Genomic DNA, 26411 nt, shown 5'->3' with positions numbered 1-26411 from the left:
GAAGGGTTGATAAAGCGAAGGGCACGACCCACGCTTGTAGTACAGCCATCAACCATGGAGGTTGAAATGAGTGACCTGAAAGCACACAGCTGTGAAGCCTGCAGCCCGAACGCACCCAAGGCGACCGAGGAAGAAAAGCAGCAGCTGCATAAAGAGGTTCCAGACTGGGAAATTCTGGAAATTGACGGGGAAGAACAGCTTCATAAGGTCTACAAACTTAAAAACTTTGTGAAGGCCCTGGAACTCACCAACAAGATTGGCGAACTTGCCGAAGAAGAAGACCACCATCCGGTGGTTGTTCTGGAATACGGCAAAGTTGCAGTAAGCTGGTGGAGCCACGAAATCGGCGGCCTGCACAAGAACGACTTTATCCTGGCAGCGAGAACCGACGCTGCTTTCAACGACATGCAATAATCCCAATCGCGGCGGAACCCGGTTTCCGCCGCGCTCCTTACTGGCTTCCAGTTCCTGATCCGCCCCACCATCCGGCTTATCAGCCACATTCACGTTAAGCGAATTCCAGCCAGTAACTGGGAGAGTTAGAAGCCTTCGTCAACCGGGCTGCGAACGCCAAAACCGCCCTTGCGAACGACATGGGTGTAGATCTCTGTGGTGCGCAAATCCGAGTGGCCGAGAAGCTTCTGGATAGTTCGGAGATCATAGCCGGCCTCAAGCAAACGTGTGGCAAAACTGTGACGAAAGGTATGACTGCCCGCGAGTTTGCGGATACCTGCTGCCTGAATAGCGCGGCGAAAATGCTTCTGGACCGTCCTGTCGAGCAAGTGATGGCGCCGGTGAATGCCGGAGCGAGGATCTCGCGATAGTTCCTGCGCTGGAAAGATATACTGCCAGGCGGGCTCTTGGCTGGCGCTTGGATATTTGCGTTCCAAGCCTGCTGGAAGATAAACCGAGCCGAACCCCTTCAAGAGATCCGCCTGATGTAAATACAGCGCGGAATCGATCTGTTGCTTTAACGGTTCGACGAGGCGATCCGGTAGCAGTGTAATTCGATCTTTAGAGCCTTTGCCGCCTCGAACAATCAACTGTTGCATATCAAAATCAACATCTTTGACTCTTAGGCGCAGGGCTTCGTTGATACGCAGACCAGAACCATAGAGGAGCATGGCAACAAGCTTGTAATCTCCGCTCAGGTTGCGAATTACAGAGCTGGCTTCTTCCTTACTGAATACCGTTGGGAGCTTTACCGGCTTTCTGGACTGTTCGAACTTCAGGTCGTCCAAAGGTTTGCCAAGGAATTCCCGGTATAAAAACACCAATGCGTTCAAAGCGACTCTCTGGGTAGAGGCGCTCGCATTCGCCTGCAAAACCAGATGAGACAGAAACGATTCGACTTCCATAGAGCCCATGGTTTCAGGGTGCTGGAGGCCATGGAAACGGATGAAGCGTTTAATCCAGAACAGATAGGTTTTCTCTGTTTTATACGCCATGCCCCGCAAACGTATGAAACTCCGAACCTTGTCCAAAAAACGGGTTGGTTGTGCAGGTAACGGGGTGGGGATATCCATATCCATTCATCCTTGAATGCTGTTTTTATATACAGTACATCGGTTTGGGTTGAAGTCAAGAGAGTGATGTTGGCGGAGTTATACGAACGCGTTCGCAAAATTCCAAAAATCACATGAGAAATGACGGTAACTATCTGATAGGGTTGATAACTTAGAAAAGTAATGGCGGAGTTATACGCCTATGGCGGGAGCAGGAGTGGCTCGGGAGAGGGCGTATAACTCTGGCGGTAGCCGTGGTGAATGATGCTCAAGTAATTGTTTTTAATAGAGAAGTTTGTTTTTTCTTGAGCGCGTTTGAATGGAGTTTTACGAACGGGTGATATACGAACGCGTTCGTATAATTAGCTGTTAAAGGTAGACAGGAACTATGGCACGGAAGCAATTCTTGGACGGAACAATGAGAATTGGCGATCTCTCGGAGGTCACTGGCCTGCGTATAGATCAAGTCACAGCAGGAACAGGCAGGGCTTTTCGAGTTATTGCATTACCGGGTGAGGAAATCGTCTATTGGTCATTTTTGCGTGCCAAAGTAAACCGGTTCGCTATCAACCAAGCCGAAGAGTGGAAGATTCCCGTCGATTTTGGCTCAAAGCTTTTTGGAAAGTCATTGAGGTTCAACTACAGCTATGGGCCTCACGAGTACATTCTAGGCGCAGCATTTTGCATGGCGGTTGCCAGCTTTTTACACACAGATATGGACAGCTCGAACTTGCCGGTCGCTTTATTGGTTGGGTTCGGTGTATTTCAATTTTTACAGGCTCATAGGTCGAGAGCTGTCCTCAATAACCTTTAACAAGGCGCAGCAGTTCGCGGCCTGTGGCCGCCGGACGCCCTTTACGTGGCTCCTTCGTCGCCACTCCAAGGTCGCCGCTGTGCTTCGGCGTTAACCATTTGAGGAGCAAAAATTGAGATTCACTTGGAACACTTTGAAATCAGGGATGGTTTGTTTTGTTTTCACACCGATTTTGATGCTAGTGCTTGTCATAACGACATCTACCGGTGCCGTTACGGCGGAATCCGAACTTCCCCCATTTCTAATGAAGGCACTCGATTGGCGTTATTCCGCCGATGGCTTTTTTCTAATCTTACTCATGAGCGTGCTGCTTAGTTTTCTGGTCGTGGCGATATTGAAAACGCAGGAGATCCCTCGCCACGAACAAAACCTGGTTGGGAAATTCTTCAACGTAACTGGTGCAGTGATTTCTAAGGTTTGCATTTTTTGGGCTGGCGTATTCTTGGCTTGGAGTTTCGGCTCGCATCTTATTGATTTCGTTCCCGCCATACCTGGTCAAACTCTCGTGATTCCGGTCTGTTTAGCTTTGGCGGTTTTAAGCCGATTGGGCTTTTTGAAACTCAAACATTTTGTGATCAGAGGTTAACAATGTGGTCAACGGGACGCCAACTGCGCTGCGCTCCGTTGCCGCCCATTACCACTGGCGTTATAAGGCAAACATGAGAATCGAAGTTACCCGTGAAGCCTGTTGCTCCCAGGACGATCAGTTGGGGCCTTTGAATCTTCAAATTGATCTACCTGAAGACTCATCAATTTGGGAGTTGGCGAGAGAGATTGGAGAGGCGAAGTTTCTCCAATTCAGTAGCCCTCGCAACGTGATAGATGCCTACTGTGCGGGTAAATTACTTTTCAGTATCCCGGTTGTTGGAGCCTCGGGTGCCACCGTCAGCTATGCAGTGGGAAGAGATGATCTGGTTTGTTGGCATTTGAAGGAGCCGAAAATTTCATGCGTTTGGCCGGGCGGCTTATAACAAGGCAATCAAATTCGTTCCGGCCTTCGGCCTCCACCGGACGCCCTTGTCAGGGCGCCGTTTATTACTGGCGTTAAAGCGGTGGGTGAGGTGCAAAGTTTTCTTGCCGAATCACCGTAGGTTAGAGTAAATAACTGTATAGATAAACAGCATTATTTTCAATCTGGAATCGAGTGCAAGAAAACAAATAATGCGGATCGCCGTTGAGCGCTCTCCTTGCTACCCTCAAGAACCAGAGCAGACGCATAAGTCGCGGCTTGATGCGTCTGCTCTGGTTCTTGAGGGAAAGCCGATCAATCCTCGATCGTGGTCGCCTTTGTTGAGTGCCTTCTCGTCTTGGTTGCCCGCGCTGACGATTGGCCTGAGAGCTTCCCAGGGGTGTCTTCAGGGTATGGAGTGGCCTGTGACTAAGAGCAATATGACAGTCTTTCTGGACGTTCCGTTTAACAACACGTTGCACGCGACCTGCGCTTCGCTCCGGCACGTGAACATATTTCGTTATGAGTAAATATAGAGTCAGGAGTTTGATACTGTGCTATCGGATAGGTCTCTGGGATTCGCGGCAACAATTCTTATTTTATTTGGGACATTTGTGTCCCCGACGACAACCTATGCGAAAAATATTCAAGAGCAACTGAGTAAAGAAGCTTTCGCCGCAATTAAGGAAGGTAATAGGCCAAGAGTGCAGGAATTGTTGAGCCAAGGCCTGGATCCCAATTATAAACTTGGTGAGCCTCGAAATTTGATGCGCCTTTCGGTTGGTTTCGGGAGGGCTGCAATCTTGGAAGATCTTATTCAAGCTGGCGGAAATGTTGACCATAAACTGAAAGACAACATGTATTTTGCCACTTACGTCTCACTCAAAAATGATCTGCAATTTCTTAAACCAGTGCTGGCGCAGAATCCTGACTTGAATAGATTGATGTACGTTAACCAATTTACCGCTTTCACAGGTATGCTCCGCTCCATAAGTGAAGGCACTCTCAAATTCGTTATCAGTAATTCAAACGCGGATGTTAATTTTAGGCCTGAAAATGGCCTGTCAGCGCTATTTCTGGCCTATGAGCGGGGGAAATGTGGTCTTAAATGTGTAGAGGTCCTTCTGGAGCATGGAGCCAATCCTTGTTTGGAGATCGGTCCAAATGGTGAGTCCTTTATGCAGTATCTGATGGATCGTGGACAAACTACCAGTCTGGAAAATGTTACCGCGCAAGACTGTACGAGAGCCTTTTAGTATTTTACGGGTCATCTGATTCGATTAATGGCTATTAGTTGTATGGTCTGTTTGGAAGTCGATTGCGATTTCCGTGCCCAATTTTAATTACGGCGCACTCATAACAAATGCGGTCAAGGGACGCTCCTTACGTCGCGCCCCTGCCGCTGGCGTTAGAGTTCAAGAAGGATCGGTGATGACTATAGCGAGAGAGAGCTATTCATTAGATCATAAAGTTTTAGGATGGATTACAGCAGTATCAAGTATTGGATTATTTTTTGCGTTGTTTTCACATGATTTTGTGGTCGATCCTGTGACTTTTGAGATATCCATATATATAGCGTTATTTTTAGTCATATTTTTGTACTTGATTTTTTTGTGCTTTTATATAAAGGGAATTTTTTGTCCGTTTCGTGAATCTAGCCTTTACCCAAGAGGTTTTAAAGAAGTCCTTTTATTTCTGGGAGGGCCCGTGTTCTTTTTTTGGTTGATGTGGATGAATTCGGCGTTTTTGGTTCCCAAGTTGTTTACGGAGATTTTTGGCGAAGATGCAACTTTGACCAGTGAAGTAAAAAAACAATCGGGGATTAGTCGGCGGGGATGGAGTTGTACTCATCGACTAGAATTTGAGGCATTTAGCCGTCATTTGTTTTTTTACTGTATATCTGAGCGAGAGTATAATTTTCTTCCTGATCGAGGAATAGAAGTTGAGTTGCGAGTTAAGAGATCTGAGCTTGGATATGTGGTTAAAGGTCTTACATACAATAAAGATCAACTCTAACAAATGCAGGCACGGCGACGCCTACTACATTGCGCCTTCGGCTTCATTTCGTAGCCGCGCATGCTGCAAGCGTTAAATTTTAGGGATCTTATGCAAGACACTAGTTCGGGACTCATCAGCACTCTGGAGTCGCTTGCCCAAGCTTTTGTTGTGGCTTCAGTGTTGTGGATACTATTTCTGCTTGTGGCTTGGCCCTTCATTGCAGTATCGAGACTAGTGTTTTACGCGGTTTCCCTTGGAGCTATCAAACCGACATATAGGCAATCCCTAGAGCATCAGGGGATCGTTGGTTTAGCGTTGCTCATTTTTGTTCCGCTTCTTTTCTATTTGCACATCGTTTACGGGGCCAGGCTCTATGGCAATGAGTCAGGCTGAATTTAACAAGGCGCTTAAGTTTGTTCCGGCCTTTGGCCTCCACCGGACGCCCTTGTCAGGGCGCCGCTTAGCTTGGCGTTAACTAGCAAAGGATCAGCAATGTACGCTCGGGTCAAAAGTATCATGAGCCCGGATTTGGACTACGGTTCACTTCCGGACAATCCCGAAAATTGTTGTGTCTTGATAGAGGTGGAAGTCGGACCCTCTGAAAGTGAAGGGGCTGAGGTTTTCTCTTTCGAGGTGGTTACACCAGCTGCCGTCAAATCTTTGCCCGCTCCGGCGTGGCTGAGAGGCTACTTACTTCTTCCAGAGTTTTCTTGGGCAGGTATAGAGGAAGCAGTTAATAAGCTGGTTACCCAATGTACGGGTTCGGACTGGGGCGAGGTTTCCAGTAAATTATCCCGAACCCTTGGGTGGGAGTTCGAGGGTTACGTGCCTCATGCCAGTTAACAATGCCATTAAGTCTGTTCCGGGCCGATGGCCCTCCACCGGACGCCCTTGTCAGGGCGCCGCTTATGGCCGGCGTTAGCTTTGAGGAGAACGTCGCATGGCAATTGAATCCTGGTTTGCGTTTGTCGTTGCATCGGCGGTTCTATTAGTGATTCCTGGCCCGACAATTTTGGCCGTCATCAGCTATTCAGCTGCTCACGGTCGTCGTGCGAATACTCCTCTGGTGGCTGCCGTAGCGCTTGGTGACTCTACAGCATTGTTCGCTTCTCTCGTGGGTTTGGGTGCGTTGCTTGCAGTGTCTGCTTTTTGGTTTACCGTGGTGAAAGTGGCGGGCGGCTTGTACCTGCTTTACCTTGGCATCAAGTTGTTTCGGGCAGGCCTATCGCCCACCGAATTGGTTGAGCCTGCGTCTGATTCATCACGTTTGAAGTTGTTCGCCAACACATATTTAGTAACTGCGCTGAATCCGAAGGGTATTGTTTTTTTCATGGCCTTTTTACCGCAATTCATTACACCAGGTGAAAACGGAGTGTTTCAAATGTGGTTGCTTGCGGTCACCTTTGTTGCTCTGGCGACCATCAATGCCACGCTTTACACGATTTTCGCATCCTCCGCTCGTCGGCTGCTTGTGTCGCCCAAGGCGCAGCGTAGATTTCATTTTGCGGGTGGTGCTCTACTTTCCGCAGCAGGCGCTTGGGCCTTGCTGGCCAAGCGTCCGGTCGTCTAAAGCTAACAATTGGCTGTTGTCGGACGCACCTACGCTGGCGCTCCGGTGCGCCGCAAAGCCAGAGCGTTAAAAATCAGGTAAACATGGGCCGCATACGTAAATTCTTTCATGACGCTGCAAGGCTAAAGCCCTACTACAGAGTCTGTTCAAATGTGGCTACGGGGCTGGGCGTGGTGATCGGTATCGGACTTTGGTACTTCACTTTGGTTCCCCTCTTAGCCGCCTCGCTCGGTATCGATGTCGCTGGTTTCGCACAAACTGGCGATCCGACTGGGCTCTTTGCGGTCACAATGGTTTTGCTTTTGGTAGTGTCGATGATTATTTGCGTTCAGGGAGTCTTTTTCTCTCTGGTTTTACTTGGTCGCTTGAGGTTAGCTGATGTGACGTCGGTGGTCTGGCGTTTGCGCTACCCTCGGAGTTGGACCAATTTTTAACAAGTCGCAGCAGTACGCGGCCGAAGGCCGCCGGACGCCACTGTCGTGGCGCCGCTGTGCTTCGGCGTTAGGGCGAGATTAATCCGAGATGGCAAGTCAACCTGATCAAAATGCAGCCTCCGAGATAAATTCAGGGCGGCGCTTTGTCATAACCTGTGTGATTCTGATTGCGCCGTCATATGGTCTGAGCTTCTTGTATACGGCAGAGGAATGGAGGTCCGGCCTGGCAGTATTGGCTGGTTCATTTCCACTTCTATTTCTTTTATACAGGTACACTCGCTCGAAGTGGTCCGCTTTTTGGCAGGAGACTCCAACGGTTCAGGCTTTTTTCATGCTTTGGGCCGCGGCACTTTTGGCGGCAACCATGATTCTCTTCTGCTTACTGAGCGTGAATTACATTTTCGGTATTCGAAATGGCCCTGTAGAAGCGAGACTCGTCTCGATCGATAGGAGTGAGGGTGAAATCGAAGTAAGAACATCACCCGGCCAAGAAATCACGCACTTCCAATTTCAACCTAACTACTCGGCATGCGATTGCTCTAGCGACCTGAAACAAGTTTCCATTTATGTTGGGCCCCTTGGTTTAAAATTCTTCAACAACGAGGGTCTTGAGGTTGCACTGGCGTGTGGGACTACCGAAAGCCCTAACAAATCCATCCAGCCGACGTGCGAAGACGCACGCGGCTGATGTACGGCGTTAGGAACCTTACTTCGGCATGGAAGCACTGATGATAAAGATTACCGATACACGGTTTGGTCGAAGGGGATTGTGGTTTTATTTTTTGCCGCTAGGAATTCTCGCGGCGTTGATAACTGTTATCAAGGGACTCTTTGCCATTTTCAGTCCCGATTTCTTTCAATTTGAGTCAGCTCGAAGCACCCTGGTTTTTATTATCGGTATCGCATCGTGCGCATTTTTTCTCTGGATTGCCTTTAGAGCCTTACGAATACTTTGGCGCTCTCGAAGAGTCGCCCGGGAGTTGTCGATAAATGGATGCATTCAAATCAAACCACTCTTCGGATCCAGCCGAACTTACAAAAAATCTGATCTTTTGGGAGTTGAAAAGCTGTTGGTCGATGACGCCCTCTTTTTCGGCGGGCTGTTGAGCACCGACGTTGAGAATTGGATGTTGAGATTCTGTCCGGGTGTTAGCTTCTATTTAAGTGGTACTGCAGAAGGGGTGGAGGAGTTATCGAATCTCTATGAGTACGACGCTCCTAACCAGTCACGGAAGTCGGACGCGTGAGACGCGCCGCTTCGTTTAGCGTTATGAGGGGAAAATGGATTTATGCCCAAGTTACGAGTAGTCGCCTTTTCCATCCTCTTTTTCGGCGTGGCTTTCTCGGCAGTCTCCCTTATTTTCTATTTTGGGGACTGGCAAAGGCTGGCCTTGGTTGGTTCGGCTGGGGTGTTTGTCGGTTTGGTTGCCGCACCGACCATTGAGCCAAAAGTGTTCAAGCACGCCTGGGCTTATGAGTTGATTTTTGGGGCTCTGGCAGGAGCGGTGCTGGGGTTGGTATTTGGAGTTGGGGCGGAAGCCGCAGGTTTTGGGGCTTTATTGGGCGGGGTTCTTGGTTATCTTGCGCCGTATTGGATCAAGCATGTACCAATCCCCTAAAACTCATAACAAGGCCATTAAGTCTGTTCCGGGCCGATGGCCCTCCACCGGACGCCCTTGTCAGGGCGCTGATCTTGCACCGCTTTAGTGGACGGTCATTTACCGGACACTAGAGGGGGCCTGTCATGGGGCACACCCACAAAAGAAACTACGATCGTTATACCCTGGCGTTCAAGCTAAGGGCCGTTAAACTGGCTAATCACCCTAACGTTAAAACCAAAGATATTGCGGAGGGGCTGGGGATACACCCGGTGATGCTGTACCGCTGGTGTATGGAGCATCGCAACGGAACGCTGGTAGCCAACAAACACATGAAAAAGCAGAAGCCCTCTCCGAAACGCGTTAACCCTCCGCCGGATTCCGAGGCTGCCGCCGAAGACGAACTTTCCAAGGCGAAGAGGCGCATCAAGGATCTGGAAAAGCAGCTCAATGCGCGCCAGGAGGAAATTGACCTTCTAAAAAAGGCGCGCCGGTTCTTCGAGAAAAACCGTCACTGATTTTTGCGTTTATCGAGAAGAACCGGGATCAGTTCAGTATCAAGCGCCTCTCCCTGTTTTTCGGTGTGTCTCGCAGCGGCTTTTATGCCTGGCTCACTCGCCCTGTTAGCCTTCATCGACAGCAGGATGAGGTCCTCAAGGGCGCCATTATCGAATTGCATCAGGGATATCGTCGGGCCTATGGCGCACCAAGAGTGCATCAGGCGTTGCGCCAGCAGGGCCTCCCTTGCAGTCGTCGACGGGTGAATCGGTTGATGAGGACGCTAGAGATTAAAGCCTCTACAACTGGACTGTATGCTTGGCGGCCCGGGCAGCACGCGTTTTACAGCTCCGCCGGCAATCAACTCAAAGGCAGTGAAGCACCGAGCGGCTGCGGTCAGCAGTGGGCTGGGGATTTCACTTATCTGAAAACCCGCACTGGCTGGCTGTACCACGCAGCCATCATTGATCTGTTCAGTCGCAAAGTGGTGGGCTGGTCGTTCAGCAGTCGCCGCAATAGTGAACTGACCAAGAGTGCGTTGCGCATGGCGTTGCTGAACGAAATGCCAGAAAAGGGTTGCCTGTTCCATTCTGATCAAGGAATCGAATACGCCGCGCACGAATACCGGGAACTGCTGGAGAAGGCCGGGATGGTTCGCAGCATGAGCCGCAAAGGCAATCCATTGGACAACGCGGTCATGGAGTCCTACTTCCACACCCTGAAAGCGGAGCTGGTCCACAAGCGTCTGTTCGACACAAAAGTGCAGGCGGTCTCGGAAATCATTCACTACATGATGTTCTATAACAGCGAGCGATTGCACTCGAGCCTGGGCTACCAATCCCCGGAGGATTATGAAAAGCTCAGTGCCTAAAGTGTCCACCAAAGTGGTGCAAGATCACGCCGCTAAACAAAAGCGTTAAATCATTTGGCACGGCGGAGAAATCTGCAAATCTTCCAGAGTATAACTATCAGTGAGCAAGCTAGAGTTGATCGACAAATTTGTCACGAGGGCTTTCTATGCAAACCTTGTCATTGGGTTTCTTGTAATGCTTTCCGATTTAGCTATCTCATTTTTCGAATTAGAGATTCAGCCCTTGGTGCACTCTTACGATAGTATTTTTACCATTGTGATGGTGGCTTGTATTGGCACGATGATCTGTCTTCGGATCATCGAAATGTTTTAACAAGGCGCAGCAGTACGTGGCCTATGGCCACCGGACGGCTTTCAGCCGCCGCTGTGCTTCGCGTTAGCTATGATTGCCTTACCCGCAAAGTGATACTATAGTATCACTGTCTATTTGTATCAGGGTGGGCCCATGAAAGTTGAGCTTGTTACAAACCTTAAGCGCCAAGCCACAAAAATCTTGGCAGACCTGCATCTGTCCAAAGAGCCGGTACTGATCACTGAACATGGCCAGCCATCCGCTTATCTTGTTGATGTGCAGGATTACGAATTCATGCAGCGTCGGCTTGAGCTGCTTGAGGGGCTCTCACGAGGAGAGCGTGCTGTACTTGAGGGAAGAACGTACAGCCAAAGTGAGGCCAGGGAGAAAATGAGTAAATGGCTGAAGTAATCTGGACGGAGCCGGCTCTTCAACAATTAAACGCAATCGCAGAGTACATTGCTCTGGATAACCCTGCTGCCGCAAGCCGTCTGGTCCAGGAAGTTTTCGATAAAACCGAGCGTTTGGAAAACTTTCCCCAATCCGGGCGGATTCCTCCTGAGCTCCCTAATTCGGTATACAGGGAGGTAGTGGTTACCCCGTGCCGCATTTTTTATCGTGAGGATGAGCAGCGGGTTCTCGTGCTCTATGTCATGCGAGAGGAGCGGCAGCTTCGTGCGTACATGCTTGGTAACAGCTAACCAGGCGCGTCACTCGGATGCCTTTGTCTCGCTTCGCTGCGTCAAAGTCACCGGTGCGCTTCGGCGTTAAGCTCTATTGTTGCGTGATGCGCAACATGCTATTGTTCCCCCATGATTAAATCATTCCGCCACAAAGGACTGAAGCGGTTCTATTCAACCGGCCACACGTCTGGCATACAACCCGGCCATGCCAAGAAGTTGCGTATGCAACTGGCTGCTCTGGATACGGCGACTTCAGTGGAAGACATGGATATCCCTGGTTTTTGGCTTCATCCATTGAAGGGCAAAGACAAAGGCCGGTGGTCGATTAGGGTTAACGGAAATTGGCGCATGACGTTCGAATTCCAGGACGGCAACGCCTACATTCTTGATTATGAGGATTATCACTGATGACTATGCATAATCCGCCGCATCCTGGTGAATTCATTCGCGAGGTGTACCTGGAGCCTTTCGGCATCAGCTCTCGTCAGCTTGCTTCCAGTCTGGGCGTTGCACCTTCTACTTTGTCTCGGTTTCTCAAAGGGGATAGTGGCATTAGCCCTGAAATGTCTCTGCGGCTGTCCAAGGTTCTCGGGCGTACTCCTGAGAGCTGGTTGGCGATGCAAGATATGTATGACCTATGGGTGGCTCGCGGCACAGTCAATCTGGATGGTATTCATCGCCTGGATTTCGACGCAGCTTAACCAGAGGCTGTTGTCGGACGTGCCTGCGCTGGCGCTCCGGCACGCCGCAAAGCCAAGCGTCAAAAAATAGGCTCCCCCGTTGCCTTGACCGCATAGAACAGACAATCACTTTTCGCAATAATCGGGTTGGTGGTAATCATAAAGGTCCTGAGGGCCTGGGCGGGGTAGATCTTCCCATCCCTGACCTGAAGAACCTGTGTCATATTCTCTTTTCGGTTGTGGCCGATCGCGGTGAGTATGCCGAGGCCTTTGTCGCCAACCCACCCCAGGGGCTCATCCGGGGACACGATTCCGAAATTACGATGTTCAATGTCGGGGGGGAAGGTCAGGTCGGCGTGGCCGGTGGGTTCGAGGCGGTATTCTATGGTTGCTTCAGGCGCCAGTTCCACCCGGATCGGATTGCGTAGCACGGTGACGTCCCAGTCCGCTTTTTCCAGTGACAACACATCTGACCTTGAGCAATACCGGACGAGTCCCTCATAGGCCAGTTCGTGCGCCTGCTCGTCCTGGGAACCACCACACTCGATGGTTACCGTGGGCACCTCCTGCTCGGAATATTCCATCAGCGCCCCCAGGCGTAGATCCGTCATGATCAGGCGGTCGGTAAAGAGCGATGTCAGTGCCTGATGCGCCGCGTCATTGGTGATCGATACGGCGAACGCAGGGCCTGAACCTGAGGTGTTGTGAACATCCAGCAGGCATTCGGGCTTCGCGTTATGGAGCTCTGCAAGCATGGCCCTGGCAATCGCCCCTTCTTCTCCCTCGAACGGTTCTTTGAAACATCGGTTGAGGTCACGTCCGTCTGGAAGCTGTCGCCATGAGAGTGTGGGAGGAATCTTCGCAGGGTAGATGCCGCCCAGAAGAAACAGCATGTTAACTGCCGGGGTGTGCTGTTCGAGCAGCCATCGATGAAGCGCAAGCAGGCCGGAAGGCTCATTGCCGTGAAGCAGCGTTGCCATGGCTCGGGTACGGGAGCGATCACGACCGGCAACACGAATAATCGTGGGCTTTTGTAGCTGGTCCAGCCACTCAAGGGCGGAGCGGCCCAGGGTCCGGGGTGAGGGATCATTCAAATAGTCGAGGACGTTCGAGTTACTCACGGCGACAATGTCCATTCATGGAGCGGCGTATTTGTTTTCTGGTTGGCCATGTACAGAGAGAGCATGGTCTGGAAGGCCTCGTCGGGGCTCAGGGATTCGAACAGAGATTCGGTGATGTGGCGTTGCCACCGGGCGCCCGACATGGCGGTTTCAATGCGGCCTTCGATAATTCCCAGCAAGCGGTGAATTTCCGACTCGTCCACGGCTGTTTGTGCCAGTGCGTCCCGGGCGCGGGGTAGCAGGTCCCGGGCCACGGTTAACAGCGGCGTATCCTGCAACTGAACCTGTTTTTTGTGTGGCCATATGATTTCTGCGCCAACGCCATATTTTGCGGCGCGGTAGAAGTTGTGTTCCGTGTAATGGAAGGGAAGTATCGACGTCAGATGATGAATATCATCAAGGACTGCCAGCGCAGCGCCAATTATGAACAGCCCGTTCGCACACATGTCAGCAGCCGTAGGACCTGCGGGCATTGAGCGAATCTCGATGCGCAGGTGGCCGCCTTCGGTATGGTCGTAGATGGCCCGGTTCCAGGGCCAGGTGGTTCCCTGGTGCAGTCGCAGTTCAGCCAGTTTCGGCACATCACCGCGATCAATCACCGCCATCGGGTCTTCCTCCGACATCAGTGGAATGATGGGCGGATAGAGCGATGCCGAGGCAGCAAAGAGTTCCCAGGCGCTGCGTGTCCAGCCGTTGCCGTAGTAAACCCGTGGCGGATGGCGCCAGGTTTTATGGTTGGGCGATCGGCTGTCAATGGATTGCTTGAACAGGGCAATGCGGGTTTCGTCCCACAGGTGGTGGCCAAACAGGCTGGGTGAATTGCTGGCCAGAGCGAGGACAACCGGCGTGACCAGTTGGACCGCATTGAAGTAATCGGCAAAACGATGTGCGGGCACCCGCCAGTGAAGCTGGAAGGAGGTGTTTGCTCCTTCCATATAGACGTCGTCAGCTTCCAGATTGATAACGTCGTTGCCACCAATATGAATGCTGAATGGCTCTCCCCGTTGCTGGATCAGCGCCTTGGATAACGCATGATAGCGGGGCTCGTCTGTCATTGCCTTCGCACCCATATCGGACTGGCGAAGTGTGGGCAGGATGCCGATCGGCACCAGTTCTCCATCCAGTGATGCGGCGTGCTGGTTGATCCGTTGGATCGCAGAGAGCAACTCCTGCTCTGTTCTGGCGAAGGGAGAGCCCTTGAAAGCCTGGGGGCTGAGATTGTATTCGAGATTGAAGCGGTTAAGCTCAACCGTCAGTTGAGGATCCTGAACGCGGGCGGCGATTTCGGTGTTGATGGGTTGAACGCGCAGGTCCGGGTTTACGATGTAGAACTCTACCTCGGCACCGATGGAGATTGCGCCTTCGCCAAAGCCGGGCCGGTTCAGAAGACGAGTAAGTGCTTTGAGATCCGTCCTGACCTTGGCGGCAAAACGTTCAAACTCTTCCGGCGCAAACTCTGTTGTCTTGATCGACAGTCCCACGTCAACGTCATCCTCGCACTCACTTATCTTGATAGTAGTGGAAGATGCGCTGGGCACCAATCTGACGCAATTAATTGCCCGGTCAGATGGCGAGGTGCCCTATATAACTTTTAGTTCCTAAGCCAGCAATAAAACATCTAGTTCAGGCATTGTTGTTTTTTAGCTCTGACCTTATCTTTGCGTTCTAAATAAATGCGGTATCTATTCTTTTTAGATATATAAAGATTCCGACTCAACAGGGAGCTCTGCCTACTATGCCGAATTCGATTTTTTCTGGTTCCAAAGCCCGTAAGGGCCTGTGGTTCAGTGCGCTGGCGCTGGCGTTCTCGCTGACTGGCCCAGCTTCCGCTCAGGAGCGGGAGATTTTGAACTCCTCCTACGATATTGCCCGCGAGCTGTTTGCCGAATACAACGTTCTGTTCCAGGACTACTGGAAAGAAAAAACTGGCGAAACCGTCGATATCCAGCAGTCACACGCTGGCTCTTCCAAGCAGGCGCGCGCCATCCTGCAGGGGTTGGGTGCGGATGTGGTTACCTACAACCAGGTCACCGACGTAAACATTCTGGCCGAGCGCGGCAATCTGATTCCTGAGGACTGGGCATCACGCCTGCCAAACAACAGCTCGCCGTACTATTCCACCATGGCGTTCCTGGTGCGCGAGGGTAACCCCAAGAATATCCAGAACTGGGATGATCTGATCCGCGAAGATGTCGAACTGATCATGCCGAATCCGAAAACCTCCGGTAACGGCCGCTACACCTACCTGGCGGCGCTGGGTTTTGCCCAGGACAAGTTCGGTGACGACCAGGAGAAGATCGATGCCTTCCTCAGCGACCTGCTGGGCCAGGTGAAGGTATTCGACTCCGGCGGTCGTGGCGCCACCACCACGTTCGTGGAACGGGGCCTGGGTGATGTGCTGCTGACCTTCGAATCCGAAGTGAACAACATCCCGGTCCTGAACCCGGACAAGAACTTCCAGGTTGTGGTTCCGAAAGTGAGCTTCCTGGCCGAGTTCCCGGTGACCTGGATCGACAAGAACATCGAGAAGAAGGGCACCGAAGAACTGGCCCAGGCCTACTTGACGCATCTATACTCCGAAGAAGCCCAGCGCATGCTGGCCGGCTTCAACTACCGGGTGCACAACGAAACCGTGAAAGCGGAAGTGGCTGACAAGTTCCCGGAACTGAAGCTGATGCCGATTCAGGACATCGCCGGCAGCTGGGAAAATGCCATGGAGACCCACTTTGCCAGTGGCGGCAAACTGGACCAGTTGCAGCGTCGCCGCTAACGGATGCGCAGCTGATTCATGGCCACCACTGACGTTTCGGAGCGCCCGTCAAAGCGGCTGAGCGCTCCCGCCACCAAACGCGTTTTGCCGGGGTTCGGACTGAGCCTCGGCATTTCGCTTTTCTTTATCAGCCTGGTGCTGCTTCTGCCCATCAGCGGCCTGTTCATTCGTGCCGCCGGCATGGGGTGGGAGCAGTTCTGGTTTGTGATCACCGATCCGCGGGTGGTTGCGTCCTATAAAGTCACCGCGCTGGCGGCCCTGGCTGCTTCCCTGTTCAATTGCGTGTTTGGCCTTCTGATGGCCTGGGTGCTGGTGCGTTACGAGTTTCCCGGCAAGCGGCTGCTGGATGCGATCATGGATCTGCCGTTTGCGCTGCCAACCGCCGTGGCCGGCATCACACTGGCAACCCTGTTTGCCGAGAACGGCTGGTATGGACAGTATCTCGCCGATCTGGGTATTGAAGTGGCATTCACACCGCTGGGTATTGTGGTGGCGATGGCCTTCACCAGTGTGCCGTTTGTGGTGCGCACGGTTCAGCCGGTACTGGAGGAAATGGCGCCGGAGGATGAAGAAGCGGCCATGAGCCTGGGTGCTTCGGACATGACGGTCTTTCGGAAAATCCTGTTCCCGACACTCTGGCCGGCTGTGGTGACCGGTGGTGCGCTTTCGTTTGCCCGCAGCCTTGGGGAATACGGCGCGGTTATCTTTATTGCCGGCAACTCACCCTACATCAGTGAAGTGATCAGTCTGATGATCTTTGTTCGTCTGGAGGAATACGATTTTCCGGCGGCCAGTGCCATTGCCGCAGTGGTGATGACGGTATCGCTGTTGCTGCTCCTGGCGATCAACGTCTGGCAGGGGCGCTATCTCAAGCGCCTGCACGGAGGTTAGGATATGGCTGCGCGTAAACATCGCCGCGTTGGCGACAGCCCGCTGGTTCGTCGCACTCTGATCGGAATCGCCGTCGGCCTGACGTTGCTTCTGCTGTTCATGCCCCTGGTGCTGATTTTTGTGCAAGCGTTTGCCGAGGGTTGGGCCGGTTACGTCAGCAATATTCTCAACGAATACACGCTTCATGCCATTGGCCTGACGCTCGTGGTTGCGCTGCTCACGGTACCGTTGAACATGGTGTTCGGCGTGTTCCTGGCCTGGCTGGTGACCCGCTTCCGGTTCCCCGGGCGCAAGCTGCTGACCACCCTCATTGATATCCCGTTTGCCGTCTCTCCGGTAGTTGCCGGTCTGCTTTTCCTCCTGCTTTACGGGAGCAATGGCTGGGTGGGCCAGTGGCTTGGTGAATACGACATTCAACTGATGTTTTCCTGGCCCGGCATCGTGATGGTGACCGTGTTCGTGACCTGCCCGTTCGTGGCCAGAGAACTGATTCCGCTGATGCAGCAACAGGGCAGGGAAGAGGAAGAGGCCGGTGTGGTGCTGGGCGCCTCCGGCTGGCAGCTGTTCCGCCGGGTGACTCTGCCGAACATTCGGTGGGCGTTGCTGTACGGCGTGATCCTCACCAACGCCCGGGCCGTGGGCGAGTTCGGCGCCGTTTCTGTGGTTTCGGGCAATATCCGGGGCGAGACCAATACTCTTCCACTGCAGGTGGAGCTGCTTTACCAGGATTACAACACCGTAGGCGCGTTTGCAGCTTCGTCGCTGCTAGCCGGTATTGCGCTGATCACTCTTGTCGTGAAGGCCATCATTGAATGGCGTCAGAGTCGTAACTAAGGGTTTCCAATGAGCATCGAGATACAGGGTATCAACAAGTTTTTCGACAAGTTCCAGGCCCTGCATGACATTAATCTGATCATTCCGGATGGCCAGCTCACGGCGTTGCTGGGTCCTTCCGGTTCGGGCAAGACCACGCTGCTGCGGATCATTGCCGGCCTGGAAACTCCCGAAGAGGGCAGAATCCGGTTCAGCGGCAAGGATGTGACCGATCTGCATGTGCGGGACCGACGTGTGGGGTTTGTGTTCCAGCACTATGCGTTGTTTCGCCACATGACAGTGGCCGAGAACGTGGCCTTTGGCCTCGATGTGCTTCCGCGCAAGGAGCGCCCCGGCAAGCCCGAGATCCGCAAGCGGGTAAAAGACCTGTTGGAAATGGTGCAGCTGGAACACCTGGCCGACCGGTACCCCGCGCAGCTTTCAGGTGGGCAAAAGCAACGCATCGCCCTGGCGCGGGCCATGGCCATGCGCCCGGAGATTCTTCTGCTGGATGAACCCTTCGGGGCGCTTGATGCCAAGGTGCGAAAAGACCTTCGCCGCTGGCTGCGCAGCCTCCACGACGAGCTGCATTTCACCAGTGTGTTCGTGACCCATGATCAGGAGGAGGCCCTGGAGCTCTCCGACCAGGTGGTTGTGATGAGCAATGGTCGGATTGAGCAGGTTGATACGCCCCTGGAGCTCTATGGCCGCCCGGACAGCCGGTTTGTATTCGAGTTTCTGGGGCAGGTGAATGTGCTGTCTGGCAAGATCCGCGATGGTGTCATGCGCCAGGGTGACGCCTGGATTCGACTGCCCGAAGGCTGCGAAAACGATGACGCGCAGCTCTACCTGAGGCCCCACGAAGTGCGCCTCACCCAGTCTGCCAGTGACGAGGCCCATCTGCCTTTCCGGATCGAGGCTATCAACCTGATCGGTGCGGAAGTTCGCATCGAACTCAAGCCCGATGGCTGGGAGTGCGAGGAGCTCTGGGAAGTTGGCATCAGCCATACCGAGTTCAACGCCCGTCAGCCCCAGCGGGGTGACCGCTGCTTCGCCGTGCCGGATGTGGGGCATCTGTTCTGCGAACACTCACAGGAGCCCAAGACGCTCGTCTGGTAGACCTGGTGGCATCTACCCGGTGATTGATGAGCCGGGTACTTGCCCCAGATCATCTCTGGTTTCTGTCCCTTGCCTATAATTCTCTGCATCAGAGAGTTTGCTGCCATCATTTCGCTCAAGGCAGGGGTAAAACCGGGATGAACTGGACATGACCGAAAGTTCGCCAACGCCTCCTTCTCCAGAACTTCGACACCGCATCATGGCGGGTTTTATCGGTAATGTCGTGGAGTGGTACGACTTTGCCGTTTATGGCTATCTGGCCGGAGTTATTGCTCCGGTTTTCTTTTCGTCTGCCAACCCAACGGCAGCACTTATCGGCACCTACGGCATATTTGCTGCCGGCTTCATCATGCGGCCCCTGGGGGCGGCGGTTTTCGGCTGGTTTGGAGACCGGTACGGGCGTGCTCGTACCATGCAAATCTCTGTAATGCTGATGGCCTTGCCGACCCTGCTGCTCGGATTGCTTCCCTCCTATGAGCAGGCCGGCTTGCTCGCTCCAGTCTTGCTGGTTCTGATCCGATTGCTTCAAGGCCTTTCTGTTGGCGGCGAGTTCTCATCCTCGGCGACCTACCTGGTTGAGACGGCTCCCGATGGTAAACGAGGTCTGACGGGCAGTTGGGCCAACATCGGCTCGATGACGGGCTCTTTGCTGGGCGTTGCTGCGGCGGCACTGGTAACCAATACCCTGGATGAACAAACATTGAGTGACTGGGGCTGGCGCCTGCCGTTTCTTGGAGGCGCCATTCTGGGCATTGCCGCCATCGCAATTCGCCGGAACCTGCACAACTCAGAGCGATTCAGCCAGCACCATGAGAATCGCGACGAAACATCGCCGCTTCTGCAGGCGTTTACAACCAATCGGCGGGAAACCCTTCTTGCACTGGCTTTCGCTTCAAGTTACGGAACGTGCTACTACATTGTTTTCGTGTATCTGCCGGAATGGCTCTCGGCCCAGGAACTGCTTTCTCGCGGAACAGCTTTGTTGATCAACACGGGCATGATGCTGCTTGTCATCCCGGCGATGCCGCTGTTTGCGATCGTGGGTGATCGATGGCTTCGTCGAAGGAGCTGGATAGCCATCTCTTTGTTTCTGCTTACCGTGGTCGCCTGGCCGCTTCATGCCTGGATGCTAAGCTCCGGCGGTTCACTGTATGTGGTGGTATTGGCACACGCTCTGGTGTTCTTGCTGCTGGCCATTCCATTGGGCTCCGCACCCGCACTGTTTGTAGAGATGTTTCCGGAGAGCGACCGTTTATCCGGCTATTCTGTAGCCTTCAATCTTGGCCTGGGTGTATTCGGCGGACTCACACCGATGATTGCCACGTCGTTGATTGCAACAACCGGTGTTGTGACGGCACCGGCCATGTATCTGGCAGTAACCGCCTTCATTGCTGTGCTGGCTCTCATCGCCATGCCGGATCGAAGCCGGGAGCCGCTGCGATGACTCGCCCATCGCAAAAGAGGGTAAGTAACGTGATACGCCTTGCATTGGTTCTGTCTTTTCTGGCTCTGGCAGCCTGTGATGGGAGTTCCGGCAATCTGGCTCTGGGGACGCTTGAGCGGGATCGAATTGCCCATACCGCAACCGCCAGTGAAGTTGTTGTTGAGCTCCCTGTCTCGCCCGGCTCGCCGGTTGAAAAAGGGAGTGTGTTGGTAAAACTCGACGACACGCTGCAGCGGGCGGAGGTTGACCGGGCCTCAGCCCAGTTGTCAGAGGCCGTCGCCAATCTTGAAAAACTCCGACACGGAGCCCGGCCGGAGGAAGTGGCGGCAGCAAGAGCGAATGTGGCCGGCGCCCGGGCGGAACTCATCGAGAGTGAGGCCAATTATTCACGCATCCTCAATCTCAGGAATCAGAATCTGGCCAGTCAGGCCGACCTGGACAAGGCGGTCGCCTTGCGCGACGCCAATCATGCGAAGCTGCTCAATGCGCAGGAAGCGTTGCTGGAATTAACGAATGGCGCTCGTGAAGAGGATCTGAGAGCGGCCGAGTCCAGAGCTGATGCGGCAAGAGCGATGCTCGCCCGCGAAAAGAAACACCTTGCCGATCTGACCGTTGTCGCGACACGGGACGGTATTCTCGACAACCTTCCCTGGAATCTGGGGGAGCGAGTGACCGCAGGCAGCCCTCTGGCGATTGTTCTGGCCGGCAAGGCGCCGTTTGCGAGGGTTTATGTGCCAGAGCCTTATCGGGTAAAGCTGGCGATTGGTGACGAGCTGACTGTGCGTGTGGATGGTCTTGGCCGAACCATAAAGGGCCGTTTGCGTTGGATTGCCACGGAGCCTGCATTCACGCCGTACTTTGCGCTTAATCAGGAAGAACGTGCCCGGCTGATGTACCGGGCAGAGGTCCAGCTTCCAGAGGCAGAGGCTGCTTTGCCGAACGGAGTGCCGGCCCAGGTTGAGTTGCCATGAGTGAATGTGTCATCCGCGCGGAAAGGCTTAGCCGGAATTTCGGCGATACCAGGGCTGTTCAGTCGCTGGATCTGGAGGTCGAGCGAGGCCGCATTTATGGTTTTCTCGGGCCAAACGGCAGTGGCAAGACCACGGCTATCCGAATGTTGATCGGTTTGTTGAAGCCAAGCTCCGGAACGGCGGAAGTGCTTGGTTATGGCTTGCCAGCCGGTGCCGAGAAACTCAGGCGGCGGATCGGGTACATGACCCAGAAATTCTCCCTGTACGATGATTTGACCGTTCAGGAAAATCTAAGGTTTATCGCCTCCATTTACAGCTTGTCTGCGAACCAGCTGCGCTCAAGGATTGAGGATCTGCTTGTTATCTATGGGCTGCGTGACAGCCGGCATCAGTTGGCAGGAAGCATGAGCGGCGGGCAGCGACAACGCCTCAGCCTTGCTGCGGCAACACTGCACAAGCCAGATCTGCTGTTCCTGGATGAGCCCACCTCGGCGGTGGATCCCCAGAGTCGCCGGGACTTCTGGGAGCAGTTGTTTGATCTTAGTGATGCCGGAACGACGATCATGGTCTCAACCCACTATATGGACGAGGCGGAGCGTTGCCACAAATTGGCCATTCTCGAGACGGGAATCAAGCGAGCCGACGGTGCACCGGATGAACTGATGAAGAACATGGGCGCCAGGGTTGTTGAGGTCAGTTCTGAAAATCTCCGCGTGTTAAAGCATCGGCTTCTTGAGTTGCCAGACGTGATATCGGCAGCGCAACTTGGCGCGCGGCTTCGAGTGCTGGTGAAGAACCGGGTTAGCAGTCCGGTTGCGTATCTGACGGGGCAACCTTTTATCGGAACAGGGGACAGTCTTACTGAGGTGCGCCCAAGCCTGGAGGATGTTTTCGTAACCAGTACGGGAAGAGGCCGACAATGAACAGCCTCCGACGCATCCGAGCCATTTTTGGCAAGGAGTTGATTCAGCTCCGGCGGGACCGGATGACGTTCGGCATGATTGTCATGATCCCGCTTCTCCAGCTGTTGCTATTTGGCTATGCCATCAATACAAACATCCGCCATATCCCGGTAGGCATTGTCGATTTCAGCCAGAGCGGCCTGAGTCGGGAGATCGTGCAGCTTGTGAAAGCCACGCAAGTGGTTGAGATCAGGTCCTACTTTGAGAGTGTAGAGAAAGCGCAGGCGGCCATTGCCAGTGCCGAAGTCAGGGCCGTCCTCATCATCCCTGAAGATGTTGATAACCGCTTGGCGCGGCACCAATCATTGGGTTTTGGTTCGCCCCCTGCCACCGATGAAGAAACCAGCCAACCCATCGCTCAATGGATTGCCGATGGCTCCGATACGATCATTGCCTCTGCCATCAAGAGTCTGCGTGGCATGCCGCTGGCCGAATTGCTGGACCGTCCTGTCAATCGCGTTACACCCACCTTTGAAGTGACGCTGCTCTATAACCCCGAGCAACGCACAGTTGTCAATATTGTGCCGGGTCTGGTCGCGATCATTCTGACCATGACCATGATCATGTTTACCTCTGCCGCAATCGTCCGCGAGCGGGAGAGGGGCAACATGGAAATGTTGATATCGACGCCGGTGCGACCGATTGAACTGATGATCGGGAAGATCATTCCGTACATTTTTATTGGCGTGATTCAGGTCAGCATCATCCTGGGGCTGGGCCGGGTGTTGTTCCATGTTCCGGTAGAGGGAGGGTTGGCCCAGCTCGCAGGCGTCACCTTCCTTTTCATCACCGCAAGTCTGACGCTTGGGCTGGTCATTTCAACGATTGCCCGGAACCAGCTACAGTCAATGCAGATGACGGTGTTTGTTCTGATGCCCTCGATTCTGTTGTCGGGGTTCGTATTTCCCTATGAGGGCATGCCTGTCGCAGCCCAGTATATTGCAGAGGCACTTCCCGCGACGCATTTCATGCACTTGGTTCGCGGAGTGGTTCTGAGGGACGTTGAGGTAACGAATATGGCATCGGATGTCTATTGGCTGGCGCTATTCACCCTTGGCGGCCTGATCGTTGCCTCACTCAGGTTCAAGAAGCGTCTCGAATAGTTGTGCCCAGGTAATGCCGACACAATCAGGAGGATGTAATGTCACTACCCGCGCCATTGACCGAAAACCAGGTCTACCACGGTTGCCCGGAAGACAAGCTGGATTTCCAAACCACCGAAGACCTGCAGGACCTCGAGCGTCCGTATGGTCAGGACCGGGTACTGCGGGCGCTGGAATTTGGTGCCGGTATTCAGGCAGACGGTTTCAATCTCTTTGTTCTCGGACCCTCCGGTGCCGGCAAGCACGAGCTGGTTGAGCGCTTTCTTTGCCTGCATGCGGCAAGCCAGCCGGTCCCGCCGGATTGGTGCCATGTCTATAACTTCAAGTTTTCAGAGCGGCCACGCGCCATTCGACTGCCGGCCGGTGAAGGGCGGCAATTCAAGAAACACATGAATGAACTGGCGGAGGAGCTCCGAACAGCAATCCCTGCTGCCTTCGAAAGCGAGGAATACCAGGCCAGGTTGCAGGAACTCCAGGAAGAAATGGCCAAGCGTCAGCATCAGGGCCTGTTTGATATCCAGGAAGAGGCGAACCGGAACAACATTGCCATGATCACCACGCCGGCCGGCTTTACCTTTGCCCCGATGCGCAAGGGCGAGGTGATCGACCCGGAGGAATACAAGAACTTTTCGGACGAGGAGAAAGCGCTGGTCGAATCCAAGGTTGAGGAGCTTCAGAAAAAGCTTCAGCAAACCATCCAGCAGATACCCAGGATGCGGAAGGAGGTCAGGGAAAGAGTCCACGCCCTGAATGAAGAAATGGTGCAGCTGACCCTGGGCGGCCCGATTGGGGAGTTGAGGGAAAAATGGTCCCACCTGCAGCATATCGTCGAGTACCTGGATGTCGTTCGCGAGGATGTGGTTGAGCACGCCGAGGCTTTCCAGGATACCGATAACGGGCCTCCGGCGGGCCTGTTGGCAAGGTACAAGGTCAATTTGCTGGTCGATAATGCGGAGACGGCCGGCGCGCCCGTTATCTACGAGGACCTGCCCAACCATCAGCATCTGGCGGGGCAGATTGAACATCGGGCCCGGCAGGGTAATCTCTATACCGATTTCACGCTGATTCGTGGCGGTTCCATGCACCGGGCCAGTGGCGGCTATCTGATTATTGATGCGCGCAGGGTACTGACACAGCCGATGGCGTGGGAAAGCCTGAAACGGATCCTGTCCTCCGGTGAGGTTCGAATCGAGTCACTGGAGCGGCTTTACGGGTTGGTGAGTACCGTCAGCCTGCAGCCGGAGCCCATTCCGGTGTCGGTCAAGGTGGTTCTGCTTGGGGACCGGATGCTCTATTACCTGCTGTCCCACTATGATCCGGACTTTCTGGACCTGTTCAAAGTAGAAGCGGATTTCGAGGACGACCTGGACCGCAATGAAGAATGCTATGAACTCTACGCGCGCATGATCGCCACCATGGCCCGGGGCCTGAAAATGCGACCGCTGGAGCGAAGCGCCGTGGCCCGGCTGATTGAACATGCCAGCCGGCTGGCAGCAGACCAGCGCAAACTGACCGCCCACGACCGGGTGCTCCGCGACATTCTGAGCGAGGCAGACCACTGGGCGGGACAGGCCGGGGCCGATACGGTTGAAGCCAGCCATCTCCAGCAGGCCATTGATGAACGGGAATACCGGGCCAGCCGGGTCCGGGAACGAAGCCGTGAGCAAATCAGCCGGGGTGTGGTGATGATAGCCACCACTGGCGAGGAGGTGGCTCAGGTAAATGGCCTTTCGGTACTCCGGCTTGGGGCGTCGATGTTCGGGCAGCCTACCCGGATTACCGCCACGGCCCGTCCCGGTAAAGGGCAGGTGGTGGATATCGAGCGGGAGGCCAAACTCGGCGGCCCCATTCACAGCAAGGCCGTGATGATTCTTTCCCGCTTCCTGGCGAGCCGGTACGCTGGCGACGGCGAACTTTCCCTATCGGCGAGTCTCGCCTTCGAGCAATCCTACGGTGGTGTTGAGGGCGATTCCGCGTCGGTGGCAGAAACCTGCGTGCTGCTTTCAGCCATTTCCCGGGTGCCAATCAAGCAGTCATTCGCGGTAACGGGGTCGATGAACCAGCATGGTGAAGTTCAGGCCGTAGGCGGTGTGAATGAGAAGATCGAGGGCTTTTTCGATGTCTGCAAGGAAGCCGGCGACGTTCGCGGGCAGGGTGTTTTGCTGCCCGCAAGCAATGTTGAGCACCTCATGCTGAGAGCCGATGTTAGGCAGGCGATCGCTGAGGACCGGTTCCGGATCTATCCGATTTCAGGCATCAATGAGGCAATTGAGCTGCTAACCGGTCTTGAGGCCGGAGAACCGGACAGTAATGGCGAGTTCCCTGAGAACAGCTTCAATCGCCGGGTTGCCGAACGCCTGGAGAAGTTCGCGGAGGCCAGCAAGAAACGGGACGAAAACGGAGAAGAGAACAACAGCGGAGGCAAGGATCGTGACTGATAGGCCAGCAAACCAGGCTGACCCCGGCACCACAACCGGTCGTGTACTGGTGCTTCTCGATGGTTCCAGGATGAGTTACGCCGCCTTGCAGGCTGCGGTCGGGATTGCCGCGAATACGGGTGCCGATGTGCTGGGTGTGTTTGTTGAGGAGCTGAACCAGCTGCGAAGCGCCGGCTATGGTTTTGCCCGCGAAGTGGGCGGTTCATCCGGTATCAGTCGCCCCCTGGCTGCTGGCGACGTTGAACAGCGCATGCAGAGGTTGGCGAGCGAGGCCCGCCGCGCTCTTGCCGGTGCCGTAGTGTCATACGGTTGCAGGCAATCCCTGAGTGTCGCCCGGGGCCATGTGATTGATGAGGTACTGGCGCTCGCCGGCCCTCAGGATCTTCTGGTGCTGGGCCGCGTTGGGTGGTCCTCCGAGCCCGGTGTGCGCTTGGGCTCGACGGCAAAAGGGCTGGTTCGTCGTTCCCGGGGAAGGGTCTTGCTCTGGTGTGAAGGTCGGGCCGAACCTTTGGGCAGGGTTGTGGTGTTTCTCAATGACCACGATGGCGCCAACGGCCGTGCTGTCCAGGCAACCGCTGAGGTGGTTCGTCATTGGCATCGGCCCGTGACACTGCTGCTGGGCGCTGACTCGACGGTCTCCGCCGACGACCTTAAAGGCGTCGCCCGGGACCTGGGTATTCAGGAATCGGAGCTTCGTGTAAGGTCTCTGCCATCAACGGATCCGGCTGTTGTGGCCGGAATTCTGCGACAGGAAAGGGCGGTAGAGCTGGTGCTAAGCCGGGAATGCACACTGCTCCAGGAGCCCGGCGCAGAGCGGTTGCTGGTGGCCCTGAATCTTCCCGTTACGGTCACGCCCTGAATCTCATCGGTTGCTCCATAGGTATTGA

General features: G+C 54.2%; 28 protein-coding genes. 25 read left to right on the top strand and 3 right to left on the bottom strand.

Going from position 1 to position 26411, the window contains the following annotated elements; genetic code table 11:
* Window positions 1-66 precede the first annotated feature (66 nt).
* A complete protein-coding gene (locus tag CFB02_RS07715; protein WP_088557551.1) occupies window positions 67-414 on the top strand; it encodes a 4a-hydroxytetrahydrobiopterin dehydratase in 348 nt (115 codons plus the stop codon).
* Window positions 415-539: 125 nt separating this feature from the next.
* On the opposite strand, the gene CFB02_RS07710 is transcribed toward CFB02_RS07715, so the two are convergent.
* On the bottom strand, window positions 540-1526 hold the full coding sequence (locus CFB02_RS07710; RefSeq protein WP_227519358.1) for an integron integrase: 987 nt from the start codon (window positions 1524-1526) through the stop codon (window positions 540-542).
* Between the two features lie 397 nt (window positions 1527-1923).
* On the opposite strand from CFB02_RS07710, the gene CFB02_RS07705 reads away from it, so the two are divergent.
* The 14 genes from CFB02_RS07705 to CFB02_RS07615 all read left to right on the top strand — a co-directional run bounded on the left by CFB02_RS07705 (window position 1924) and on the right by CFB02_RS07615 (window position 11913).
* Window positions 1924-2319 (top strand): hypothetical protein, encoded by a 396-nt coding sequence (locus CFB02_RS07705; protein ID WP_172835811.1) that lies wholly within the window; start codon window positions 1924-1926, stop codon window positions 2317-2319.
* Window positions 2320-2431: 112 nt separating this feature from the next.
* On the top strand, window positions 2432-2905 hold the full coding sequence (locus tag CFB02_RS07700) for a hypothetical protein (protein WP_088557548.1): 474 nt from the start codon (window positions 2432-2434) through the stop codon (window positions 2903-2905).
* Between the two features lie 977 nt (window positions 2906-3882).
* The gene (locus CFB02_RS07690; protein ID WP_157677799.1) at window positions 3883-4524 is read left to right on the top strand and encodes an ankyrin repeat domain-containing protein; all 642 of its coding nucleotides are present in this window, start codon (window positions 3883-3885) and stop codon (window positions 4522-4524) included.
* 73 nt (window positions 4525-4597) lie between these two features.
* Window positions 4598-5284, top strand: a complete 687-nt coding sequence (locus CFB02_RS07685) for a hypothetical protein (RefSeq protein WP_157677798.1) — start codon at window positions 4598-4600, stop codon at window positions 5282-5284.
* 474 nt (window positions 5285-5758) lie between these two features.
* Window positions 5759-6109: an Imm8 family immunity protein gene (locus CFB02_RS18540; protein ID WP_088557543.1), complete on the top strand. Its 351-nt coding sequence runs from the start codon at window positions 5759-5761 to the stop codon at window positions 6107-6109.
* A 97-nt stretch (window positions 6110-6206) separates the two neighbouring features.
* Window positions 6207-6836 carry a LysE family translocator gene (locus CFB02_RS07670; RefSeq protein WP_088557542.1) on the top strand — a complete coding sequence of 210 codons (630 nt, stop codon included), beginning with the start codon at window positions 6207-6209 and terminating at the stop codon, window positions 6834-6836.
* Between the two features lie 1150 nt (window positions 6837-7986).
* Window positions 7987-8517, top strand: a complete 531-nt coding sequence (locus CFB02_RS07655) for a hypothetical protein (RefSeq protein ID WP_157677797.1) — start codon at window positions 7987-7989, stop codon at window positions 8515-8517.
* Window positions 8518-8559: 42 nt separating this feature from the next.
* Window positions 8560-8889, top strand: a complete 330-nt coding sequence (locus CFB02_RS07650; RefSeq protein WP_088557538.1) for a hypothetical protein — start codon at window positions 8560-8562, stop codon at window positions 8887-8889.
* Between the two features lie 125 nt (window positions 8890-9014).
* Window positions 9015-9386, top strand: coding sequence for a transposase (locus CFB02_RS07645; protein ID WP_088557537.1), 372 nt, complete (start codon window positions 9015-9017; stop codon window positions 9384-9386).
* Window positions 9383-10237 carry an IS3 family transposase gene (locus CFB02_RS07640; protein ID WP_157677825.1) on the top strand — a complete coding sequence of 285 codons (855 nt, stop codon included), beginning with the start codon at window positions 9383-9385 and terminating at the stop codon, window positions 10235-10237. Before CFB02_RS07645 ends, CFB02_RS07640 begins: the two co-directional genes overlap by 4 nt.
* Before the next feature lie 445 nt (window positions 10238-10682).
* A complete protein-coding gene (locus tag CFB02_RS07630) occupies window positions 10683-10940 on the top strand; it encodes a type II toxin-antitoxin system Phd/YefM family antitoxin (protein WP_022990189.1) in 258 nt (85 codons plus the stop codon).
* A complete protein-coding gene (locus tag CFB02_RS07625) occupies window positions 10928-11230 on the top strand; it encodes a type II toxin-antitoxin system RelE/ParE family toxin (protein ID WP_088557534.1) in 303 nt (100 codons plus the stop codon). Before CFB02_RS07630 ends, CFB02_RS07625 begins: the two co-directional genes overlap by 13 nt.
* A gap of 111 nt (window positions 11231-11341) precedes the next feature.
* Entirely contained in the window at window positions 11342-11620 is a 279-nt protein-coding gene (locus CFB02_RS07620) for a type II toxin-antitoxin system RelE/ParE family toxin (RefSeq protein WP_088557533.1), read from the top strand.
* The gene (locus CFB02_RS07615; RefSeq protein WP_088557532.1) at window positions 11620-11913 is read left to right on the top strand and encodes a HigA family addiction module antitoxin; all 294 of its coding nucleotides are present in this window, start codon (window positions 11620-11622) and stop codon (window positions 11911-11913) included. Before CFB02_RS07620 ends, CFB02_RS07615 begins: the two co-directional genes overlap by 1 nt.
* A 59-nt stretch (window positions 11914-11972) precedes the next feature.
* Here the strand turns inward: CFB02_RS07615 and CFB02_RS07610 are convergent, their stop codons facing one another.
* Entirely contained in the window at window positions 11973-13013 is a 1041-nt protein-coding gene (locus tag CFB02_RS07610) for a succinylglutamate desuccinylase/aspartoacylase family protein (protein WP_227519357.1), read from the bottom strand.
* Window positions 13010-14494, bottom strand: coding sequence for a hypothetical protein (locus CFB02_RS07605; protein ID WP_088557530.1), 1485 nt, complete (start codon window positions 14492-14494; stop codon window positions 13010-13012). Before CFB02_RS07605 ends, CFB02_RS07610 begins: the two co-directional genes overlap by 4 nt.
* A gap of 254 nt (window positions 14495-14748) precedes the next feature.
* Between CFB02_RS07605 and cysP the strand changes: the two genes are divergently transcribed.
* From cysP to CFB02_RS07555, 10 genes are all read left to right on the top strand, one after another.
* The gene (gene cysP / locus CFB02_RS07600; RefSeq protein ID WP_088557529.1) at window positions 14749-15783 is read left to right on the top strand and encodes a thiosulfate ABC transporter substrate-binding protein CysP; all 1035 of its coding nucleotides are present in this window, start codon (window positions 14749-14751) and stop codon (window positions 15781-15783) included.
* 18 nt (window positions 15784-15801) lie between these two features.
* Complete coding sequence (gene cysT / locus CFB02_RS07595) at window positions 15802-16674, top strand: sulfate/thiosulfate ABC transporter permease CysT (RefSeq protein ID WP_008172088.1); 873 nt, start codon at window positions 15802-15804, stop codon at window positions 16672-16674.
* A 3-nt stretch (window positions 16675-16677) separates the two neighbouring features.
* Entirely contained in the window at window positions 16678-17508 is an 831-nt protein-coding gene (gene cysW / locus CFB02_RS07590) for a sulfate ABC transporter permease subunit CysW (RefSeq protein ID WP_088557528.1), read from the top strand.
* A gap of 9 nt (window positions 17509-17517) precedes the next feature.
* Window positions 17518-18606: a sulfate/molybdate ABC transporter ATP-binding protein gene (locus CFB02_RS07585; protein ID WP_088557527.1), complete on the top strand. Its 1089-nt coding sequence runs from the start codon at window positions 17518-17520 to the stop codon at window positions 18604-18606.
* Window positions 18607-18754: 148 nt separating this feature from the next.
* Window positions 18755-20050 carry an MFS transporter gene (locus CFB02_RS07580; protein WP_227519356.1) on the top strand — a complete coding sequence of 432 codons (1296 nt, stop codon included), beginning with the start codon at window positions 18755-18757 and terminating at the stop codon, window positions 20048-20050.
* Complete coding sequence (locus CFB02_RS07575; protein WP_172835810.1) at window positions 20047-21021, top strand: HlyD family secretion protein; 975 nt, start codon at window positions 20047-20049, stop codon at window positions 21019-21021. The genes CFB02_RS07580 and CFB02_RS07575 overlap by 4 nt, the downstream gene beginning before the upstream one ends.
* Window positions 21018-21944 carry an ATP-binding cassette domain-containing protein gene (locus CFB02_RS07570; protein ID WP_088557525.1) on the top strand — a complete coding sequence of 309 codons (927 nt, stop codon included), beginning with the start codon at window positions 21018-21020 and terminating at the stop codon, window positions 21942-21944. Before CFB02_RS07575 ends, CFB02_RS07570 begins: the two co-directional genes overlap by 4 nt.
* Complete coding sequence (locus tag CFB02_RS07565; RefSeq protein WP_088557524.1) at window positions 21941-23086, top strand: ABC transporter permease; 1146 nt, start codon at window positions 21941-21943, stop codon at window positions 23084-23086. Before CFB02_RS07570 ends, CFB02_RS07565 begins: the two co-directional genes overlap by 4 nt.
* Window positions 23087-23124: 38 nt before the next feature.
* Window positions 23125-25524, top strand: coding sequence for a Lon protease family protein (locus CFB02_RS07560; protein ID WP_088557523.1), 2400 nt, complete (start codon window positions 23125-23127; stop codon window positions 25522-25524).
* Window positions 25517-26383 carry a universal stress protein gene (locus tag CFB02_RS07555; RefSeq protein WP_088557522.1) on the top strand — a complete coding sequence of 289 codons (867 nt, stop codon included), beginning with the start codon at window positions 25517-25519 and terminating at the stop codon, window positions 26381-26383. The genes CFB02_RS07560 and CFB02_RS07555 overlap by 8 nt, the downstream gene beginning before the upstream one ends.
* Window positions 26384-26411 lie beyond the last annotated feature (28 nt).

This window comes from Marinobacter sp. es.042 (genome assembly GCF_900188315.1).
Lineage (GTDB): Bacteria > Pseudomonadota > Gammaproteobacteria > Pseudomonadales > Oleiphilaceae > Marinobacter.
This window is presented reverse-complemented; position numbering and strand designations above follow the sequence as displayed.

Excerpts from the sequence above, each read along its gene's own strand:
- CFB02_RS07670 (WP_088557542.1), top strand. The coding sequence starts at position 6,207 with ATGGCAATTGAATCCTGGTTTGCGTTTGTCGTTGCATCGGCGGTTCTA.
- CFB02_RS07715 (WP_088557551.1), top strand. The coding sequence starts at position 67 with ATGAGTGACCTGAAAGCACACAGCTGTGAAGCCTGCAGCCCGAACGCA.
- CFB02_RS07565 (WP_088557524.1), top strand. The coding sequence starts at position 21,941 with ATGAACAGCCTCCGACGCATCCGAGCCATTTTTGGCAAGGAGTTGATT.
- CFB02_RS07630 (WP_022990189.1), top strand. The coding sequence starts at position 10,683 with ATGAAAGTTGAGCTTGTTACAAACCTTAAGCGCCAAGCCACAAAAATC.
- CFB02_RS07655 (WP_157677797.1), top strand. The coding sequence starts at position 7,987 with ATGGAAGCACTGATGATAAAGATTACCGATACACGGTTTGGTCGAAGG.
- CFB02_RS07710 (WP_227519358.1), bottom strand. The coding sequence starts at position 1,526 with ATGGATATCCCCACCCCGTTACCTGCACAACCAACCCGTTTTTTGGAC.
- CFB02_RS07580 (WP_227519356.1), top strand. The coding sequence starts at position 18,755 with ATGACCGAAAGTTCGCCAACGCCTCCTTCTCCAGAACTTCGACACCGC.
- CFB02_RS07650 (WP_088557538.1), top strand. The coding sequence starts at position 8,560 with ATGCCCAAGTTACGAGTAGTCGCCTTTTCCATCCTCTTTTTCGGCGTG.
- CFB02_RS07570 (WP_088557525.1), top strand. The coding sequence starts at position 21,018 with ATGAGTGAATGTGTCATCCGCGCGGAAAGGCTTAGCCGGAATTTCGGC.
- cysT (WP_008172088.1), top strand. The coding sequence starts at position 15,802 with ATGGCCACCACTGACGTTTCGGAGCGCCCGTCAAAGCGGCTGAGCGCT.
- CFB02_RS07620 (WP_088557533.1), top strand. The coding sequence starts at position 11,342 with ATGATTAAATCATTCCGCCACAAAGGACTGAAGCGGTTCTATTCAACC.
- CFB02_RS07645 (WP_088557537.1), top strand. The coding sequence starts at position 9,015 with ATGGGGCACACCCACAAAAGAAACTACGATCGTTATACCCTGGCGTTC.
- cysW (WP_088557528.1), top strand. The coding sequence starts at position 16,678 with ATGGCTGCGCGTAAACATCGCCGCGTTGGCGACAGCCCGCTGGTTCGT.
- CFB02_RS07625 (WP_088557534.1), top strand. The coding sequence starts at position 10,928 with ATGGCTGAAGTAATCTGGACGGAGCCGGCTCTTCAACAATTAAACGCA.
- cysP (WP_088557529.1), top strand. The coding sequence starts at position 14,749 with ATGCCGAATTCGATTTTTTCTGGTTCCAAAGCCCGTAAGGGCCTGTGG.
- CFB02_RS07585 (WP_088557527.1), top strand. The coding sequence starts at position 17,518 with ATGAGCATCGAGATACAGGGTATCAACAAGTTTTTCGACAAGTTCCAG.
- CFB02_RS18540 (WP_088557543.1), top strand. The coding sequence starts at position 5,759 with ATGTACGCTCGGGTCAAAAGTATCATGAGCCCGGATTTGGACTACGGT.
- CFB02_RS07705 (WP_172835811.1), top strand. The coding sequence starts at position 1,924 with ATGAGAATTGGCGATCTCTCGGAGGTCACTGGCCTGCGTATAGATCAA.
- CFB02_RS07615 (WP_088557532.1), top strand. The coding sequence starts at position 11,620 with ATGACTATGCATAATCCGCCGCATCCTGGTGAATTCATTCGCGAGGTG.
- CFB02_RS07560 (WP_088557523.1), top strand. The coding sequence starts at position 23,125 with ATGTCACTACCCGCGCCATTGACCGAAAACCAGGTCTACCACGGTTGC.
- CFB02_RS07575 (WP_172835810.1), top strand. The coding sequence starts at position 20,047 with ATGACTCGCCCATCGCAAAAGAGGGTAAGTAACGTGATACGCCTTGCA.